Source organism: Embleya sp. NPDC020630, from assembly GCF_044334985.1.
In the GTDB taxonomy this organism is placed as follows: domain Bacteria; phylum Actinomycetota; class Actinomycetes; order Streptomycetales; family Streptomycetaceae; genus Embleya.
On record NZ_JBIRUB010000007.1, the window covers coordinates 198,182 to 214,554 of the forward strand.

General features: G+C 71.6%; 14 protein-coding genes. 6 read left to right on the plus strand and 8 right to left on the minus strand.

From position 1 onward, the window contains the following. Positions 1–151 precede the first annotated feature (151 nt). Complete coding sequence (locus tag ACH4XV_RS24760) at positions 152–1,474, plus strand: low temperature requirement protein A (RefSeq protein WP_395793293.1); 1,323 nt, start codon at positions 152–154, stop codon at positions 1,472–1,474. Positions 1,475–1,607: 133 nt separating this feature from the next. Here ACH4XV_RS24760 and ACH4XV_RS24765 read toward each other — a convergent pair whose 3' ends face one another. Further along, on the minus strand, positions 1,608–3,890 hold the full coding sequence (locus tag ACH4XV_RS24765; protein WP_395793295.1) for an MMPL family transporter: 2,283 nt from the start codon (positions 3,888–3,890) through the stop codon (positions 1,608–1,610). Positions 3,891–4,314: 424 nt separating this feature from the next. Here ACH4XV_RS24765 and ACH4XV_RS24770 point away from each other — a divergent pair, with 424 nt between their 5' ends. From ACH4XV_RS24770 to ACH4XV_RS24780, 3 genes are all read left to right on the plus strand, one after another. Next, positions 4,315–4,920 (plus strand): TetR/AcrR family transcriptional regulator, encoded by a 606-nt coding sequence (locus tag ACH4XV_RS24770; RefSeq protein ID WP_395793297.1) that lies wholly within the window; start codon positions 4,315–4,317, stop codon positions 4,918–4,920. Positions 4,921–5,085: 165 nt separating this feature from the next. Then, positions 5,086–5,808, plus strand: coding sequence for a hypothetical protein (locus tag ACH4XV_RS24775; RefSeq protein ID WP_395793299.1), 723 nt, complete (start codon positions 5,086–5,088; stop codon positions 5,806–5,808). A gap of 100 nt (positions 5,809–5,908) precedes the next feature. After that, positions 5,909–6,079, plus strand: coding sequence for a hypothetical protein (locus tag ACH4XV_RS24780; protein WP_395793301.1), 171 nt, complete (start codon positions 5,909–5,911; stop codon positions 6,077–6,079). Between the two features lie 60 nt (positions 6,080–6,139). Here the strand turns inward: ACH4XV_RS24780 and ACH4XV_RS24785 are convergent, their stop codons facing one another. Further along, positions 6,140–6,898: a DeoR/GlpR family DNA-binding transcription regulator gene (locus tag ACH4XV_RS24785; protein ID WP_395793302.1), complete on the minus strand. Its 759-nt coding sequence runs from the start codon at positions 6,896–6,898 to the stop codon at positions 6,140–6,142. A 50-nt stretch (positions 6,899–6,948) separates the two neighbouring features. Between ACH4XV_RS24785 and ACH4XV_RS24790 the strand changes: the two genes are divergently transcribed. Then, the gene (locus ACH4XV_RS24790; protein ID WP_395793304.1) at positions 6,949–7,593 is read left to right on the plus strand and encodes an HAD family hydrolase; all 645 of its coding nucleotides are present in this window, start codon (positions 6,949–6,951) and stop codon (positions 7,591–7,593) included. A gap of 93 nt (positions 7,594–7,686) precedes the next feature. On the opposite strand, the gene ACH4XV_RS24795 is transcribed toward ACH4XV_RS24790, so the two are convergent. Then, the gene (locus ACH4XV_RS24795) at positions 7,687–8,232 is read right to left on the minus strand and encodes a YceI family protein (RefSeq protein WP_395793306.1); all 546 of its coding nucleotides are present in this window, start codon (positions 8,230–8,232) and stop codon (positions 7,687–7,689) included. A gap of 126 nt (positions 8,233–8,358) precedes the next feature. On the opposite strand from ACH4XV_RS24795, the gene ACH4XV_RS24800 reads away from it, so the two are divergent. Then, a complete protein-coding gene (locus ACH4XV_RS24800; RefSeq protein WP_395793308.1) occupies positions 8,359–8,982 on the plus strand; it encodes a MarR family winged helix-turn-helix transcriptional regulator in 624 nt (207 codons plus the stop codon). A gap of 44 nt (positions 8,983–9,026) precedes the next feature. On the opposite strand, the gene ACH4XV_RS24805 is transcribed toward ACH4XV_RS24800, so the two are convergent. From ACH4XV_RS24805 to ACH4XV_RS24825, 5 genes are all read right to left on the minus strand, one after another. Continuing rightward, positions 9,027–9,827, minus strand: a complete 801-nt coding sequence (locus tag ACH4XV_RS24805; protein WP_395793310.1) for a putative protein N(5)-glutamine methyltransferase — start codon at positions 9,825–9,827, stop codon at positions 9,027–9,029. A gap of 270 nt (positions 9,828–10,097) precedes the next feature. After that, complete coding sequence (locus tag ACH4XV_RS24810; RefSeq protein WP_395793312.1) at positions 10,098–11,318, minus strand: MFS transporter; 1,221 nt, start codon at positions 11,316–11,318, stop codon at positions 10,098–10,100. A gap of 316 nt (positions 11,319–11,634) precedes the next feature. Continuing rightward, positions 11,635–12,774, minus strand: coding sequence for a hypothetical protein (locus ACH4XV_RS24815; RefSeq protein WP_395793314.1), 1,140 nt, complete (start codon positions 12,772–12,774; stop codon positions 11,635–11,637). Between the two features lie 234 nt (positions 12,775–13,008). Then, positions 13,009–15,117: an NAD-dependent DNA ligase LigA gene (ligA, locus tag ACH4XV_RS24820; RefSeq protein WP_395793316.1), complete on the minus strand. Its 2,109-nt coding sequence runs from the start codon at positions 15,115–15,117 to the stop codon at positions 13,009–13,011. Positions 15,118–15,161: 44 nt separating this feature from the next. Beyond that, the gene (locus tag ACH4XV_RS24825) at positions 15,162–16,346 is read right to left on the minus strand and encodes an MFS transporter (protein ID WP_380003966.1); all 1,185 of its coding nucleotides are present in this window, start codon (positions 16,344–16,346) and stop codon (positions 15,162–15,164) included. Between the last annotated feature and the right edge of the window lie 27 nt (positions 16,347–16,373).

The window sequence follows — 16,373 nt, forward strand, 5'->3', positions numbered from 1 at the left end:
CGCGCGGCGCGGTGATGATGGGCCCTCGCACGTACGACCCGAACTCGACCACCCGCGCAGGTTCGGGCGGCCCGACCGGCTCGCGGCCGGTGGCCGCGACGCGTGTCGGGATCGAAGGAAGCATGCTCGCAAGACACCTGGAAGTGACCGCATGAACCCCTCCCCGTCCCTACCGGACCGCGACCCGCACGACCACCCGCCAACCACCACCGGCGACGCACCCACGACGACCGCCGCCGACCCGGCCACGGCCCCCGCCGAACCTCCCCTCTCCATCCCCATGGACCTCCCGCACGACCCGATCGAGCCCCCCGACGAACTGGAGCAGTTCACCGGCGTCACGCCGATCGAGCTGTTCTTCGACCTCGTCTTCGTCTTCGTACTCACCCAGGCCACCCACCAGGTGGAGTCCCACCCGGGCTGGTCCGGCCTGTTCCAGGGGATGTTGCCGCTGGCCGCGCTGTGGTGGATGTTCGGCGCGTTCAGCTGGCTGACCAACGCGGTGCGGCCCGACGCGGTGGTGCATCGGCTGCTGCTCGCGCTGACCATGACCGCGTTCTTCGTGATGGGCCTGGACCTGCCGTACGCGTTCGACCCCGACGGCTGGGCGTTCGGACTCGCGTTCCTCGTCGCGGTCGGGATGCACGTCGCGCTGTTCCTGACCGCCGCCGAGCCGTCGGCCCGCGCCGGGATCCTGCGACTGGCTCCGTTCAACGCGGTCGGCGGCGTACTGATCCTGATCGCGCCGCACCTGTCCGACGTCGGGACCTGGGTGTGCTGGGCCGGTGCGGTGACGGTGTTGTACCTGTCGATGGTGATCGGCCGGATCCGCGGATTCGTGGTCGAGCCGCACCACTTCGTGGAGCGCCACGGCCTGATCATCCTGATCGTGCTCGGCGAGTCGGTCGTGGCGGTCGGCATCGGCGCGGGCGGGCGACCGGTCGACTGGAAGCTCGCGGGGGGCATCCTGCTCGGCATCGCGGTCGCCACCGGCATCTGGTGGACCTACTTCGGCGGTGACGACGAACGCACCGTACGGGCCATGTCCGAGGCGTCGGTGGAGCGCCGGCAGATGCTCGGGTACGTGGCGTTCGGCCTGGCCCACGCGGTGATGATCGCCGGCATCGTGCTGGTCGCGGCCGGCATCTCCGACGGCATCCACCACCTGGGCACCGACACCAACCGCTGGTGGCTGGGTACGGGTGTGGCCGTCTTCCTGCTCGGCCACGCCTGGCATCGCTACGTACTCGGCACCGGCTCGATCGCGGCACGGATCGGCGCGGCCGTGGTGGTCGTACCGCTGACCGCCCCCCTGGCCGGCACCGGTTGGGCCACGCTCGCCACCGCCACGGTCGTACTCGCCGCCATGACCGTGGCGGACCATCTCCTCCAACTCCGCATGATGATGCCCAGGGAGCCCAGGGAGCCCAAGGAGTTCAGGGAGCCCAAGGAGCAGCAGCCGGTGGCGACCTGATCCCACCGACCGCGGATCCCACCGACCGCGCGCCACCCACCACGCCCACGCGACAGCGGGGTGTGCCCGAGCCGAAGCCCGGGCACACCCCGCTGTCGCGTTGTCCGGTCGGATCAGACCTCGATCGGCCGGATCACACCTTCGCCGTGTCCAGATCCAGATCCCGGTCCGACCGCCGCGACCCGTCCTCGGAGTCCGGCGCCGTGTTCGCCTCGTCGTCCCCGAGGTACTTCCGCAGCCCCTCGCCCTCGACGTCGACGTTGGGGATCAGCCGGTTGAGCCAACCCGGCAGCCACCACGCGGACTTGCCGAGCAGGGCCAGGACGGCGGGCACGATCGTCATCCGGACCACGAAGGCGTCGAAGAGCACCGCCGAGGCGAGGCCGAAGCCGATCATCTTGACCATCGACTCGGGTGCCCCGATGAAGCCGGCGAACACCCCGATCATGATCAGTGCCGCGGCGGTGACCACCCGGGCCCCGTGGCGGAATCCGCTGACCACGGCCTGCCGGGGGCTTTCGCCGTGGACGTACGCCTCGCGCATCCCGGTGACCAGGAACACCTCGTAGTCCATCGCCAGGCCGAACACGATGCCCACCAGGAAGATCGGCATCATGCTCATGATCGGCCCGGTCTGGTCGACGCCGATCAGGCCGCCGAGCCAGCCCCACTGGAAGACCGCGACGACCGCGCCGAGCGAGGCCACCACCGAGAGGAGGAAGCCGCCGGCCGCCTTGATCGGCACCAGGACCGACCGGAACACCGCCATCAGCAGCAGGATCGCGAGGCCGACCACCAGGGCCAGGTAGGGCAGGAGCGCGTCGTTCAGGCGCTGGGAGAAGTCGATGTTCAGCGCCGGTACGCCGCCGACCAGCGTCTCGGCACCGGTGCGGGCCTTGGTCTGGTCCGCGGTGTCGCGGATCGCGTGCACCAGGTCCTTGGTGGCGTTGCTGCTCGGCTTGGAGTTCGGCGTGACCTCGATGATGGCGGTGTTGCCCGCCTTGTTGAAGCTGGGCTCGCCGACCGAGGCGATGCCCTTGACCTGGCCGAGTGCCCGGGTGACCTCGGCGGCGGCCTCCTTGCCGTTGTTGCTCTTCGCGGCGTCCACCACGACCAGCAGCGGTCCGTTGAAGCCGGGGCCGAAGCTCTCGGTCAGCAGGTCGTAGCCGCGTCGTTGGGTGGTGTCGGTCGACTTGATGCCGTCGTCCGGGAGGCCGAGTTGCATGCTGCCGACGGGGATCGCGAGGGTGCCCAGGCCGAGTACGGCGATCACGAGCACCCGGATCGGGTGGCGCAGGACGAACCGGGCCCAGCGGGTACCCATGTTCGGCTTCTCCGCGGCCCGTCGGTGCACGCTGCCGCCCTCGGCGGCCTCGGCGGCGAGCAGTTCGGCCTTCCTGCGGGCCTTGCGGCCGAAGATGCGCTTGCCCGCGAAGCCCAGGATGGCGGGGACGAAGGTCAGCGCGACCAGTACGGCCACCGCCACCGTCCCGGCCGCGGCCAGGCCCATCTCGGTCAGCATCGGGATGTTGACCACCGCGAGGCCGGCGAGCGCGACGATCACGGTGAGGCCGGCGAAGACCACCGCGGAGCCGGCGGTGCCGACCGCCCGGCCGGCGGCGTCCTCCGGGTCGTGGCCCTTGGTGAGTTCGCTGCGGTAGCGCGAGACCACGAACAGCGCGTAGTCGATGCCCACCGCCAGGCCGAGCATCATGGCCAGGGTCGAGGTGGTGGGGGAGAGGTCGAACACGCCGGCCAGGGCGGTGATGGAGCCGACGCCGACCGCGACGCCCAGCAGCGCGGTGAGGATCGGCAGACCCGCGGCGACCAGGCCGCCGAAGGTGATCACGAGTACGACGGCCGCGATCGCGATGCCGACGATCTCGCCGTTGCCCGGACCGGAGTCGTCCTGCAGCGCGTCGCCGCCGATCTCGACGGTCAGGCCCGCGTCGCGGCCCTTCTGCACGGCGTGTTCGAGGTTGTCGCGGGTGGCGTCCTTGAGCGTGTCGCCGGAGACCTGGTAGGACACCGCGGCATAGGCGGTGGTGTGGTCCTTGCTGACCGTGCCCGCCGTGTACGGGTCGTCGGCGGCGGCCACCTGGTCGCTGCCCTTGAGCGCGCCGACGACCTGCTCGACGACCGCCTTGTTCTTGGCGGAGTCGATCTGCTGGCCGGCGGGGGCGCGGAAGACGATCCGCGCGCTCGCGCCGTCGGCCGCCGCCTCGGGCATGCGCTCGCCGAGCAGGTCGACGGCCTTTTGCGCCTCGATGCCGGGCACGGTGAAGGGCTTGGCGGCGGGTGCGGACGCGTTGGCGGCGCCGAACCCGACGAGGGCGATGATCGCCACCCAGAGCAGGACGACCAGACGCCTGCGCCGGAAGGCGCCGCGGCCGAGTCGATACAGGAAAGTGGCCATGAAAAGGGGTCTCCAGGCTCATGCGAGTCGGGACTGAACGGGGCGGGACGTGTGGCATCGACCCGGACGACACGTGTCGAAACCGCCGGGTTGGATGTGCGTGATGCAAAGGAGAAACAGAGACAGGGCAGGTGAGAGCATGTGCGAGCAGGTCGCGGCCCGTCCGGCCGAGCATTTTTACTAGCCGGACAGTAGAAAGTATTCACCGCGATCAACCCCGCGGACGTCCTTCGGAGGTTCTGGCCGCGCGTACTACGTGGGGCGTAGTTTCTACTGGCCGTACAGTAGAAATAGTCTTCGAAGCAGGTCTTGGAACCAGATCTCGGTAGTAGGTCTCGGAAGCGGGATCTGCAACCAGGACTCGGAAGCAGGTGCCGTGCGGGGGACGCGAAGGTGTTCACCGCCACCGGGGAAGGATGCGCGCGTGACCGGTCAACGAGGCGACACCCGGCGCCGCGTCCGAGATGCCGCACTGACGCTGTTCGCCGAGCGGACCTACGGCGCGACCCGGCTCCAGGACATCGCCGACGCGATGGGCGTGACCAAGGCCGCCCTCTACTACTACTTCCACACCAAGGAAGAGATCCTCGCCGACCTGGTCGAGCCGGCCGTCGAGGAGTTGGAGGCGATCCTCGACCGGGCCGAGGGGCACGGCTTCTCGCCCGCCGCGACCCGTGATCTGCTCGTCGCCATGGGCGAGTTGTACGCGCGGGATCGGCGCCTGCTCACCGTGCTGATGTTCGACCGTACGTTCCGGGCCCAGCCCGTGCTGGGGGCGCGGGTGTTGGCTTGCCGGCGGCGTACCCAGGCGGCGTTGAACCGGAGCGACGCCGAGGACACGATGGTCGGCGAGGTACGGGCGCTGGCCGCGCTGGCGGCCCTCACCGTTCCGCTGGCGGCGCTGGAGGGGTACGACGACCTGCGGCCGCTGGTCGGGCCGTCGGTCGCGGCCGCGTGCGCCGTGCTCGGGATCCGGCCGCCGCGCGCCCGGGCGGGGGCGGCGGCCGTCGGCTCGACGGTTTCGGAGTAGTCGGGCGCCGGATCGACGCGGGGGCGGCTGCGATCGGGCGGGCCGTGTCCGCTCCGGTCCGTGCGGTTCCGTCGCGTTCCGCCCGGTCCCGCTTTGTCCCACAGGCCCTTGGCCTCGGCGTAATACCGGTGGCCGATTCCGGTTGGCGCAATAAAGTTCGGCGTCATGGACGTGACGCCGCTTTCCGTGTCGGCCTTCGTGGTCGCCGCCGTCGCGGTCATGCGGCTCGCGGCGTTGGCCGACGCGAACCTGAAGGCACGGGAGACGCCGGAGGCGCGGCACTCGTGGGCCCTGCGCGGGTACGACCACCGGGCCGCCGGTTGGGACCCGTGCCTCGCGTACTGGGATCCGCTGCCGATGGCCCACCGGGCGCTCGACGCGGCCGACGCGCTCGACGCCGTCGCCGACCGCCTCGGCAACGGCCGCCCGCTGGTCGACGGCCGCTGGGCCGACCGGAGTTGGCTGAGTGTCCCGGGCCCGTTCTTCATCGGCGCGGACGGTGTGGGCCCGGACGCCCCGATGGCCGCCGCCCATCTCCTGGCCGACGACGGGCGGCGGGCCTTCGTCCACCGCCAACCCCGAACGCCGCGCGAGGTGTGCGACTTCCTCGCCGCGGCCGCAACCCTGCCCGCCGGCGGCTGCGGGTGGGACGGGGACGAGTACTGGACCCCGGCGGCGGTGCGCGCCTGGTGGGCCGACCGGGATCGGGTCCGCGCCTGGATCGACGCGCGGCTGGCCGATCCCGATCCGGCGTACCACGACCCTGCGACGCTGCGGGCATTCGCGGCCCATCTCGACCACGGCCTCGAGGACTATCTGCGCGGGTACCTGTTCTGGCTGATCACGGGGCGGCAGCCGACCCGGCACGATCCGCTGCCGCCCCTGTGAGGCGCGGGCTCACGCTGCCCGGGCGGGCGGCCCAACCCTGAGGCGGGTCGGCGGGCGCCCGTCACGGTCGCGGTACCTCTCGTTTGCCATGCCCACACCCATGCGTATCGACTTCGACGACTCCCCGCCGTACTGGGGCCTTTGGGCCGAACCGACGGTTCCGCCGCTGCCGGCCGAGGCCGTCGAGGCGGCGTTGGCGCCCGTGCGGGACTTCGTGGCGTACGGCAGCGAGACGGGGCGTCCGTGTGACAACGTCTTCTGCTGCGGATGAGGTCCGGACGTCCGCCGTTCCGCCGCTCCGGTGGCCCGGCAGGCGCGTCGGCACAGGAGTTCAGACCACCCGTACGTCCACGCCCAGGTCGCGTAGCCGCTCGACCGCCTCGCTCGGGGCGTCCGCGTCGGTGATCACCATGTCGAGGTCGGTCACCGGACAGACGTGACCGAGGCCGGTACGGCCGAACTTGGCCCCGGCGCAGACCGCGACGATCCGCTGCGCCGAGGCGATCATCGCCTGTTTGACCGGGATTTCGTCCAGATCGTGGGCGGTCAGCCCGTGCTCGACGGAGATGCCGCAGACGCCGAGGACGGCGGTGTCCACCCGTAGTGTGCGCAGCGAGCTCTCGGTGAGGGGGCCGCTCAGGCTGAGCGCGCCGGGTGTGCTCCGGCCGCCCGGGACGAGCAGTTGTACGTCGGGCGCGTCGCCGAGGACCCGGGCCGCGTGCAGGTCGAGCGGGACGACGGTGACCCGGCGGCGGGCCAGGACGCGAGCGATGGCCAGGCCCGTGGTGCCGCTGTCCAGGATCAGCGATTCGCCGTCGGTGACGAGCGAGTCCAGCTCGGCGGCGATGCGGCGCTTGCTCTCGGTCGCCTCGTGCTCCCGGACACCGAACGGCGGTACCTCGCCACGCAACATCAGGCTCACCGCGCCACCGCGCACCCGCCGCAGCACACCGCGCTCGGCGAGTTGGTCGAGGTCGCGGCGGATGGTCATCTCGGAGCAGCCGGTCTCCTCGGCCAACCCCGCGACCGTGACGCGCTCCGTTGTCCGCATCCGTTCAATGAGCGTTTGTTGACGTTCCGCACTTTCCATGCGTTCAATCAAACGTATCGGATGTTCGAAAGTCAACGGAGGGAGCGCCCATGGGTACCCGATGGATCGTTTTCGACTTCGGCGGGGTCATCTGTGTCCCGCCCTCCGACGCGGCGAGCGAGGCCCTGGCCGGTGTCGTCGGGGTCACGGCGGCGCAGTTGTGGCCGGCGTACTGGCCGGATCGCATCGACTACGACGCGGGCACGCTGGATGCCGCCGGGTTCTGGCACGGGGTGTGCGCCCGGTTGGGCCGTCCGACGCCGGACGCGGCCGGGCTCGGCCGGCTGGTGGCCGCCGACCTCGCGGTCTGGATGGACATGAACCAGGACACCCTCGACCTGTTGGCCGAGTTGGCCGAGTCGGCGGGCGAAGCCCATCCCGGTCTCGCGCTGCTCTCGAACGCCCCGAGCGAAATGGCCCGGCACATCGAGGCGCAGGACTGGTCAGGGCTGTTCCGGCACCGGGTGTTCAGCGCGGACCTGGGTCTGGCCAAGCCCGACGCGCGTATCTATCTCCACCTGTGCGAACGGCTCGACGCGCGCCCCGACCAACTGTTGTTCATCGACGACCGCCCGGAGAACCTGACGGCGGCCCGAGCCCTGGGCATCGAGTCCCTCCACTACACGGACACTCCGACGCTGCGCGCCGACCTCGCCCGGTTCGGGATCACCGCTGCCGCTTCGTCGCACCTGTAGGTAGTCCGCCGGGGCTGGGTCGCCGGGCCCGGTGCGCTTCGGAGAGTGGGCGCACCGGGGCCCGGCGTTGGCGGGGTCGACTACAGGCGGGGGTCACGCCTGCTTGGCTTCGATTTCCAGGACGATGGTGATCTTGTCGCCGACCGCCGCGCCCGCCGCACCGCCGGTGACGCCGAAGTCGCTGCGGCTGATCTCGGTGGTGGCGGTGAAGCCGGCGACCGGGCTACCGTCGAAACCGGTGCCGAAGCCGTTCAGTTCGAGCTCGAGGGTGACCGGCTTGGTCACGCCGCGCAGGGTCAGGTCGCCGTCGATCCGGTAGACGAGCGCGGACTCGGCACGCACACCGGTGGAGGTGAAGGTCAGCGTCGGGAACCCGTCCGTGTCGAGGAAGTCCTCGTTGCGGATGTGGTCGTCGCGCATCTTGTTGTTGCTGTTGACCGACGCGGTCTCGATGGAGGCGGTGACCGAGGACTCCAGCGGGTTCTCGGCGGTGACGATCGAGCCCTCGAAGGTGTCGAAGCGCCCGCGGACCTTGGCGACACCGAGGTGACGTACCGAGAACGAGACGTCCGAGTGGACCGGGTCGATGGTCCAGTTGCCCGCGATGTAGCCGGGGATGGTCTCGACGGAGGTGGCCATGGGAACTCCTTGGAAGCGTTGCGGTGGGGTGGACCGGCCCGCCGCGATGTTCCGCGCCGGGTTTGTTGAACGCTCAGCAACATAGCACCCACAAGTTGAGGATTCAACAAGTCTTATGCTGTTCCCATGAACGACGACGATCGGCTGACCACGTCCGAGCGCGAGATCTGGCGCTCGTACTTCACCGGCACCAGGGAACTCGCCGCCCACCTGGATCGGCGGATGCGCCGCGAGGCGGGCATGCCGATGACGTACTTCGAGATCCTGGGCCTGCTCGCCGAATCGCCGGATCATCGGATGCGGATGAGCGAACTGGCCGCCGCGTCGTTGTCGTCCAGTAGTCGGCTGTCACACGCCGTGACCGCCATGGAGAAGTCCGGATGGGTCTCCCGGGGCCCAGCCGAGGGGGATCGGCGGGGGTGGGTCGCACATCTGACCGACGCCGGCCTGGCCGCGCTGGCGGAGGCCGAGCCGACCCACGCGGCCACCGTGCGGGAACACGTGTTCGACACGTTGACGCCGCGCCAGGTGGCCTCGATGGCCGAGATCGGCCGGACCATCCGGGACGGCCTGAGCGGGATCTGCGCGAGCGCCCGGGCGGAGGCGGCGGGGGAGGACGGATCCGAAGCCGAAGCCGAGGCCGAGGCCGGAGCGGGTGCCGGGATCGGCGTCGGCGCCGGTGTCGGTGTCGGTGTCGAGGTGGAGGAGATCGACACCGGGATGGACTGTCCGCTGGACGGCTCGGAGTAGGCCGGGCCGGGCGCGGGAGGCTGGACGTCCCGGCCTGCCGACCCCTATCCGTGCGCCCGCGTGCCGATCACGACCGTGGCGTACAACTCCTCGGACTCGACCACCCGCGTACGCAGGCCGGCGGCGCGGAACACCTCGACCGTCAGCGCCGTCTGCCGCTCGCTGGTCTCGACCAGCAGCCCGCCGCCGGGGGCGAGCCAATCCGGCGCCGCCGCGGCGACCCGACGTTGCACGTCCAGGCCGTCCGAGCCGCCGTCCAGCGCCACCCTGGGCTCGTGGATCCGGGCCTCCGAGGGCAGCAGTTGGATGTCCTCGGTGGGCACGTAGGGGGTGTTGGCGATCAGGACGTCGATCCGGCCGCGCAGCGACGCGGGCAACGGTTCGTACAGGTCGCCCTCGTATACCCGATCCGCCGCGATGTTGCGCCGTGCGCACCGCACTGCGGCCGGGTCGATGTCGGCGGCGTACACCTCGACGCCGGCCACCTCGGCCGACACGGCCGCGCCCAACGCGCCCGAGCCGCAGCACAGGTCGACCACGACCGCGCCCGGACGGGCCAGCGCGACGGCCTGTTCGACCAGGAACCCGGTACGCCGGCGCGGGACGAAGACGCCCGGGTCGACGGCGATCCGCAGGTCGCGGAACTCGGCCCAGCCGAGCACGTGTTCCAGCGGGAGGCCGGCCACCCGGCGATCCACCATGGCGGCGAGTTCGGCGGGATCGCCGGCGGTGGAGACGAGCAACCGCGCCTCGTCCTCGGCGAATACACAACCGGCGGCACGAAGCGTGGCAACGATGGGCGCCACCGACGAAGTCGAGGACGGTGCGGCGGAGGAATCCGACATGAGAGCCTTGGAGCCTTTCGGGATGCCGAAGGGTGCTCTCGCGGGCTCACCTATGCCAGGAGGCCGCACGGTCGTGGAAGGAGAGCACCCGACCTGAAACAGCGGTAATGGGTCCCACCTCCTCGACGTCGAGTGCGATCCGCGCCCCGAACCGGGCGCGGCGGCAACACTACCCGACGGGGCTCGGCGCGTACGCCGGGGTTCCGTCGCGTACGCCGCCGCCCGTGCCACGTACGCCGCTGGCCGTTCCCGTACGCCCCGCCCGTGCCGCTACACCGGAGGCAGGGACGCCGATGGTCCGTCGACGGCTTCGCCGCGCCGATCGACACAGACCAGGACCAGGCCGCCCAGAACGAGCGCGCCGGTGCCCAGGAAGCCCGCCGGGTAGCCGCCGGCGCCGATCACCACGCCGACGCCGACCGCGCCGATGCCCATGCCCGCGTCGAAGGCGAGGTTCCACAACGCGCTCACCCGACCGAAGTCGTGCGGGCCGACCCGCTCGAACATCAACGACTGGGTGACGTTCTGGGCCACCCCGAAACCGGTGCCGAACACGGCGGCGCCGACGAGTACGGTGACCGGATCGGCCGGGCGGGCCAGCAGCGCGACGCCGATCGCGACGGCCGCGATCGAGGGCCCGAACAGCCGGGCGTGGCCGCGCCGATCGCCGAAACGCCCGGCCCACCAGCGGGCCGCCGGCGCGGTCGCGGACTGGACCAGCATGGCGATGGTCACCAGGGTCAACTCACTCGACGACACCGCGAGCGGCAGGAACGTCACGACCACCCCCGCCGCCAACGTGCAGCCCGCGAACGTCACGGCGGGCCGGGCCAGCGCACCCGTTCGCAGTCCGCCCAACACGCCGCCGCGCGCACTCGAGGGCGCGGGCCGGTTCGTGGGCAGCGCGATCGCGGCGCCGAGCGCGCCCAGGCAGCACCCGGTTGCGATCGCGAACACGGCGGTGTAGCCGAGGTGTTCGCTCATCCACAGGCCGAGGGGCAGGCCCAGGATGCCCGGTACGCCGACCGCCGCGCCGTACAACCCGAGCCCTTCGCCGCGCCGTTCGGCCGGAACCAACTCGGCGGCCACGGCGGTGCCGACCACCATCACGATGCCGAGCCCGGCCCCGCGCAGCAGACACACCCCGACCACCAGCGGCACCGCGGCCGACCACGCGAGCGCCATCGTGGGCGCGCCGAGCAGCACCAACCCGAGCACGAACACGGCCCGATAGCCGAACCGGGCCGTCAACGCCGGCACCGCCACCTCGGCCGCCACGGTCGACACCATCAACGCCCCGGTGACCACCCCGGCCGCCCCGGCACCGGAGCCCGAGCCCGAACCGTCGGCCACATACAGCGGAACGACCGACAGCAGCAGATAGAAGCCGACCATCGCACCGCAGGCCGCGATGATCGTGGCCACCATGGCCCGGGTCAGGATCGGCCCGGGCGACCCCCCGTCGAGCGAACACTGCACAGGCGCGGTCATGGAAACCCCTTCGAACTTCGACCCGATCCGACCCCACCCACACTGCCGCCCGCACCCCCGACCCCACATCGGGCAAACTCCCCGACCGGCCCCCGAGATTGCCCTGGATCGGCTCGCCGGCAGCATCAATCCCCCGAGCCCATCCGGCGTTTGAGGACGGCAAGCCGCCTCGGGGCTCACCACACGACGCGGCCGGCTCGCCCCGCCCGCACCGCAGCCGATTCCGCAACGTCAGCAAATCCAGCCTGTCCGGCGCTTGAGGACGCCAAGCCGTACCGGGCTCACGACGCGCGCGCAGTGGGCCCCACGCCGACCCCTACGGCCACCGATGCCCCGCCGCGCCGCCGTCCCAACCTCGCGGCCGGCCCCGGACATCCAACAGGTCCTCCACGAACTCCGGCACCCGCAGGCCACCGTCCGCGTCCCGCGCGCTCCGCGCATCACCCGCATCGCCCGCCCCCCGCCGACGGTCGATCGACCTGACGTTCTCCCACGCCCAGGCCTCCGTCCCCGCCATGCGATGGTGCATCGCCGAGATGCAGCGCCGCAGCACCAGATCGGCAGCCGGATCCGCCAACGCCGCCGCGCTCCCGCCCCCCTGCAACGCCCGGCGCGCGCTCAGGAAGTCGGCCACCCGATCCTGGATCCGCGCGGCCACCGCCGACTCCGCGTGCGCACGACCCACATGCTCCGTGTACGCCAGCACACCGACCAGGTCGGTGGCCACATCCGCCCCGCCACCCGCCCCGGAACCCGCACTGTCCCGCGACGCGTAGTAGTCGCTGGTCCAAGAGACCACGTCCGCCTGGGCGTTCCGCACATCGTCATACGCCGCCCCGTCCCGAATCACCACCGGCAGTTCCCCGCCTGCCATGTACTCGTCCAGCAGCAGACACGGGAACTGCCCACAGGCGAACCGCCGATGCCGTACATACGCCTCGACCCCACCCGCGTGATCGCGCCCCGCCGTGCGCGCCCCGCCCGGCGGACGCGGCAACACGTGTCGCAGCGTCTCCAGACCCTCGACCACGAACCGCTCGTGCCAATCAGCGCTCATGGCCGGATACACCTGCCCCAGGATGTCCGCGAGCGCCCGCGCCATCGGCCCGGCGGGGGGATCGGCGCGGCCCGTGCGGTATACCGGCTCGACCTGGGTCGTCAGGTGCTCCCGGCCGGCTACGGTGCGTTCGTCCGGTTCGGCGTAGCGGTCGTGCGTGAGGAACTGCCAGGCGATGAACTGCGCGTACAGCACCAGCCGGTCGGGCTCGGCGTCGGGGTGCGTATAGGCCGCGAGGTCCCCGAGCCGCGCGCCGACCAGCCGTTTCTCGGCGTCGGCGTGGTCGAGCAGGTCGTGGCGTCGGGCCCAGTCGAGCAGCCGGCATTCCGCCTCGGGCGCGTGCGGATTGCGGTCGAGGGCGAACGGCAGCGGTATTCGCGGGGGGTGTGCCTCGACCATGGGGGACTCCATTCGTCGTCGAAGGGTGGTGCGGCTCCGGCGGTTCCGCGCGCTGCGAACCTTCCCGGCCACCACCGGCTCCCGAACGCGACGATGCCGGCGTCCGAGGCTTCGCACACCGATATCGTCCTATTCACCTCACGGTCTTCGTCGATATGCTAGGGATCGCCCGAATCACCGCCGCCGGAGCGGGAGCCGGAGCGGGTATCGACGCGAATGCCGGCACCCCGTCAGTCAGGACGGAAGCAACGCCCCCACCAGTTCCGCGAATTCCTCCGGCGTCAGGATCCGCACGCCCAGTTGCTCCGCCTTGGCCCGCTTGGATCCGGCCTTGTCCCCGGCGACCACGAGCGCCGTCTTCTTGGACACCCCGGACGAGGCGGTACCCCCGGCACGTTCGATCAACTCGTTCATCTCGTTGCGCGACAGCGCCGCGAGCGCACCCGACATCGCCCCGGTCACCACGACGGCCATACCCGCAAGCGGCCCGGCTCCACCCGCGTCACCCGATTCCGAGCCCGCCTCGCCACCTACCCCCGAAGCCACACCCGCACCCGGCACCACCCCGGGCTCGCTCATGTTCACCCCGGCAGCCACCAACTTGTCGATCACATCCCCGAGTTCGGCCAGTTCCGCGACGATCACCGCCGCCTTCCCGGGCCCGATCCCCTCGACCTGCGCCATCGCCTCCACGTCGGCCGCACGGATCGCGTCCATCGTGCCGAAGTGGCGGGCGATCCGCCGAGACAACGAGCGCCCGGTCAACCGCACCCCCAGCGCGCACAACACCCGATTCAGCGGCTTAGTCCGGGCCTCCTCGATGCCCGCCATCAGCCGGTCGGCGATCTTGTCGATCCGGTCAAGGGCGAGGAACTGTTCGCGGGTGAGGGTGAACAGGTCGGCCACGTCCGCGACCGCGCCGGATTCGATCAGTTGCGTGACGATCCGGCCGCCGATGCCCTCGATGTCGAGTTGGTCGCGGCCCACCGCGTACAGGATCCCGGCGTGCAGCCCGCACGCGCGGCCCTGGGCGCACCGCCACCGCTGCTGCGAAGTGTCCACCTCACCACCGCACTTGGGACACGCGGTGGGGAACTCGATCGGCGTCTCGGCGCCGGTGCGCGCGTGCACCAGCGGGGCCTCCACGCGCGGGATGATGTCGCCCGCCTTGTACACGCTGACCGTGTCGCCGATCATCAGCCCGCGCCGCTCGATGTCGGCCGGGTTGTGCAGGGTCGCGAAGCCGACGATGCTGCCGTCGATCTCGATCGGGTCCAGGATCGCGCGCGGCGCGATCACCCCGGTGCGGCCGACCGCCCAGTCGACCCCGAGGAGCCGGGTGATCTTGTGTACGGCGGCCAGCTTGTACGCGATCGCCCAGCGCGGCGCACGGGTGCCGCTGCCGGCCTCGGCCTGGTCGGCTGCGGCGTCGGCCTTGATCACCACGCCGTCGATCCCGAACGGCAACTCGGCGCGCAGCGCCGCGATTTCGTCCACCACCGCCTGGACCTCGGCGATCGTGGCGCACACCCGAAGCCGCGCCGCGGTACGCCCGGTGGTGAGCACGCCCAGCGCCTCCACCCGGGCCATCACCGCCGAGTGGTCGGCGGTGCGCAACTCGGCCGCGAACGTGCTCTCGTCGTCGGGCAGCGGCAGCGCCACGTAGCCGAAGAAGGTCATCGGGATCACGTACGGCCGGTCCTTGGCCCGCAGCGTCCCGGCCGCACCGCCGCGCGGATTGGCGAACACACTCGCACCGTACTCCCGGCGGATCTCGTTGGCCGCCTCGAACTGCTCCGCGGTGAGCAGGACTTCGCCGCGCACCTCGATCGAGACCGGCTCGGCCAACCGCTCGGGCAGACCGACGATGGTACCGATCGCGTGCGAGACGTCCTCCCCGGCGATGCCGTCGCCGCGGGTGATCAGCCGGTCGAGCCGGCCCTCGCGGTAGCGCACCGCGACCGCCAGGCCGTCCATCTTCGGCTCGACCGTCAGCGCCGCCGGCGCCCGCCCCAGCCGGCGCTCCAACGACGCGGCCCACGCGGTCAGCCCCTCCGGGTCGAACACGTTGTCCAGGCTCAGCATCGGCACCGTGTGCGGCACCTCCCCGCCGGGCAGCGCGCCCGCGGCGACCTTGCCCACCGGCGACTCGGCGACCGCGTGCTCGGGGTGCGCCCGTTCGTACGCCTCGATTCCGCGCAGCAGCCGGTCGTAGGTGTCGTCGTCGACGGTGGACTCGGCGCCTCCGTAGTAGGCCCGCGCGGCGTCGGCGACGGCCGCGACGGCCCGGGTGTACGCGTCGAAGTCGGCGAGAACGGCGGCCGGCGCCGGGGAGTCGATCATGCGTACATGCTCTCGAACAGGACCGACATCACCCCGCACCGATATCACCCCACGGGCACCTCCGCCGCCCCCGGGCCCGCCCGCAGACCCGCCGTCAGGCTCAGCGTCACCGTGATCGACATCCCCGCCATCACCACCATCGCGGTGCTCGGCGACGTCACCTGCGCGATCCCGCCCGCGAGCGACGCACAGACGCCCTGCATCGCCACCATCCCGGACGCGTGCAGCCCCAGCGCCTGGCCGCTCAGCTCGTCCGGCGTCATGGCCATCAGCCGCTCCTGGAACAGCAGGCTCGCCGAGTAGCCGACCGACGCGATCGCGACCACGACCAGCGCGAGCGGCAGCGCCGGATCCATCACGAACAGCAGATACGGCGCGGCCAGCAGCAACAACATCGGCGGCCCGAGCCGGTGCCGCCACGGCCCCGGCACGAACCGGCCGCCGACCACGTCCCCGGCCAGCATGCCCAGCGCCGCCGCCGCGAACAGCAATCCCGCGTGGTCGGGTTCGAGCGGGATGAACAACGACTCGCAGCCGACGACCAGCCCGTTGGGCACCCACAGCGCGAGGTAGACGTAGCGGCGCGGCTTGACCGACCACAACAGCGCGTTGTTGCGCCACGTCTCGGCCACCGACGGCCGACCGGCCGCGCGCGGTGCCCGAGCCGCCAGCCCGCACCGCGACACCACCGCCCCGAGTAGGTACAACCCGGCCCCCACGAGGAGCGTGCCGCGCGCGGACAGCGCGGTGACCAGCACGGCACCGAGCGAGTAGCCCAGGATCTGTACCGTCCCGTTGCTCATGTTGAGCACCGACCGGCCGAGCAGGTAGCCGTCCCGGGGCAGGATCTCGTTCAGCAGCCCGAAACGCACCCCACCGCCCACCGCGGCCACCGCGCCCTGGCCCAACACGATGGCGAACAGCGCCCACAGCGGCATCCCGGGCAGGGCCAACGCGGCCGTGCCCAGGGCGAACATCAGCCCCGTCGAGGTCAACGCGGCCCGGGGCGGCAACCGATCCGCCGCCGACATCAGCGCGGTCGCCCCCACCACCTGCGCGAGCGAGCCGCCGAACATGCCGAGCGCGGCCAGCAGCGGCGAGCCCGTCCGATCGAAGACCAGGGTGCCCAGGGCCAGTCCGCTCACCGTCATCGCCGCCAGATGCGCGGATGTGGCGGCGAACAACGGGGTGTACTCCGGTGTGCGGAACAGCTCTCGGTAGGTGCGCATGGCGAGAGCTTCGGGGTATCCAAGCCC

What these genes read in the sequence shown, in the direction of transcription:
- ACH4XV_RS24760 (WP_395793293.1), top strand. Translation starts at nt 152, where the DNA reads ATGAACCCCTCCCCGTCCCTACCGGACCGCGACCCGCACGACCACCCG.
- ACH4XV_RS24765 (WP_395793295.1), bottom strand. Translation starts at nt 3,890, where the DNA reads ATGGCCACTTTCCTGTATCGACTCGGCCGCGGCGCCTTCCGGCGCAGG.
- ACH4XV_RS24775 (WP_395793299.1), top strand. Translation starts at nt 5,086, where the DNA reads ATGGACGTGACGCCGCTTTCCGTGTCGGCCTTCGTGGTCGCCGCCGTC.
- ACH4XV_RS24780 (WP_395793301.1), top strand. Translation starts at nt 5,909, where the DNA reads ATGCGTATCGACTTCGACGACTCCCCGCCGTACTGGGGCCTTTGGGCC.
- ACH4XV_RS24785 (WP_395793302.1), bottom strand. Translation starts at nt 6,898, where the DNA reads ATGGAAAGTGCGGAACGTCAACAAACGCTCATTGAACGGATGCGGACA.
- ACH4XV_RS24790 (WP_395793304.1), top strand. Translation starts at nt 6,949, where the DNA reads ATGGGTACCCGATGGATCGTTTTCGACTTCGGCGGGGTCATCTGTGTC.
- ACH4XV_RS24795 (WP_395793306.1), bottom strand. Translation starts at nt 8,232, where the DNA reads ATGGCCACCTCCGTCGAGACCATCCCCGGCTACATCGCGGGCAACTGG.
- ACH4XV_RS24800 (WP_395793308.1), top strand. Translation starts at nt 8,359, where the DNA reads ATGAACGACGACGATCGGCTGACCACGTCCGAGCGCGAGATCTGGCGC.
- ACH4XV_RS24805 (WP_395793310.1), bottom strand. Translation starts at nt 9,827, where the DNA reads ATGTCGGATTCCTCCGCCGCACCGTCCTCGACTTCGTCGGTGGCGCCC.
- ACH4XV_RS24810 (WP_395793312.1), bottom strand. Translation starts at nt 11,318, where the DNA reads ATGACCGCGCCTGTGCAGTGTTCGCTCGACGGGGGGTCGCCCGGGCCG.
- ACH4XV_RS24815 (WP_395793314.1), bottom strand. Translation starts at nt 12,774, where the DNA reads ATGGTCGAGGCACACCCCCCGCGAATACCGCTGCCGTTCGCCCTCGAC.
- ligA (WP_395793316.1), bottom strand. Translation starts at nt 15,117, where the DNA reads ATGATCGACTCCCCGGCGCCGGCCGCCGTTCTCGCCGACTTCGACGCG.
- ACH4XV_RS24825 (WP_380003966.1), bottom strand. Translation starts at nt 16,346, where the DNA reads ATGCGCACCTACCGAGAGCTGTTCCGCACACCGGAGTACACCCCGTTG.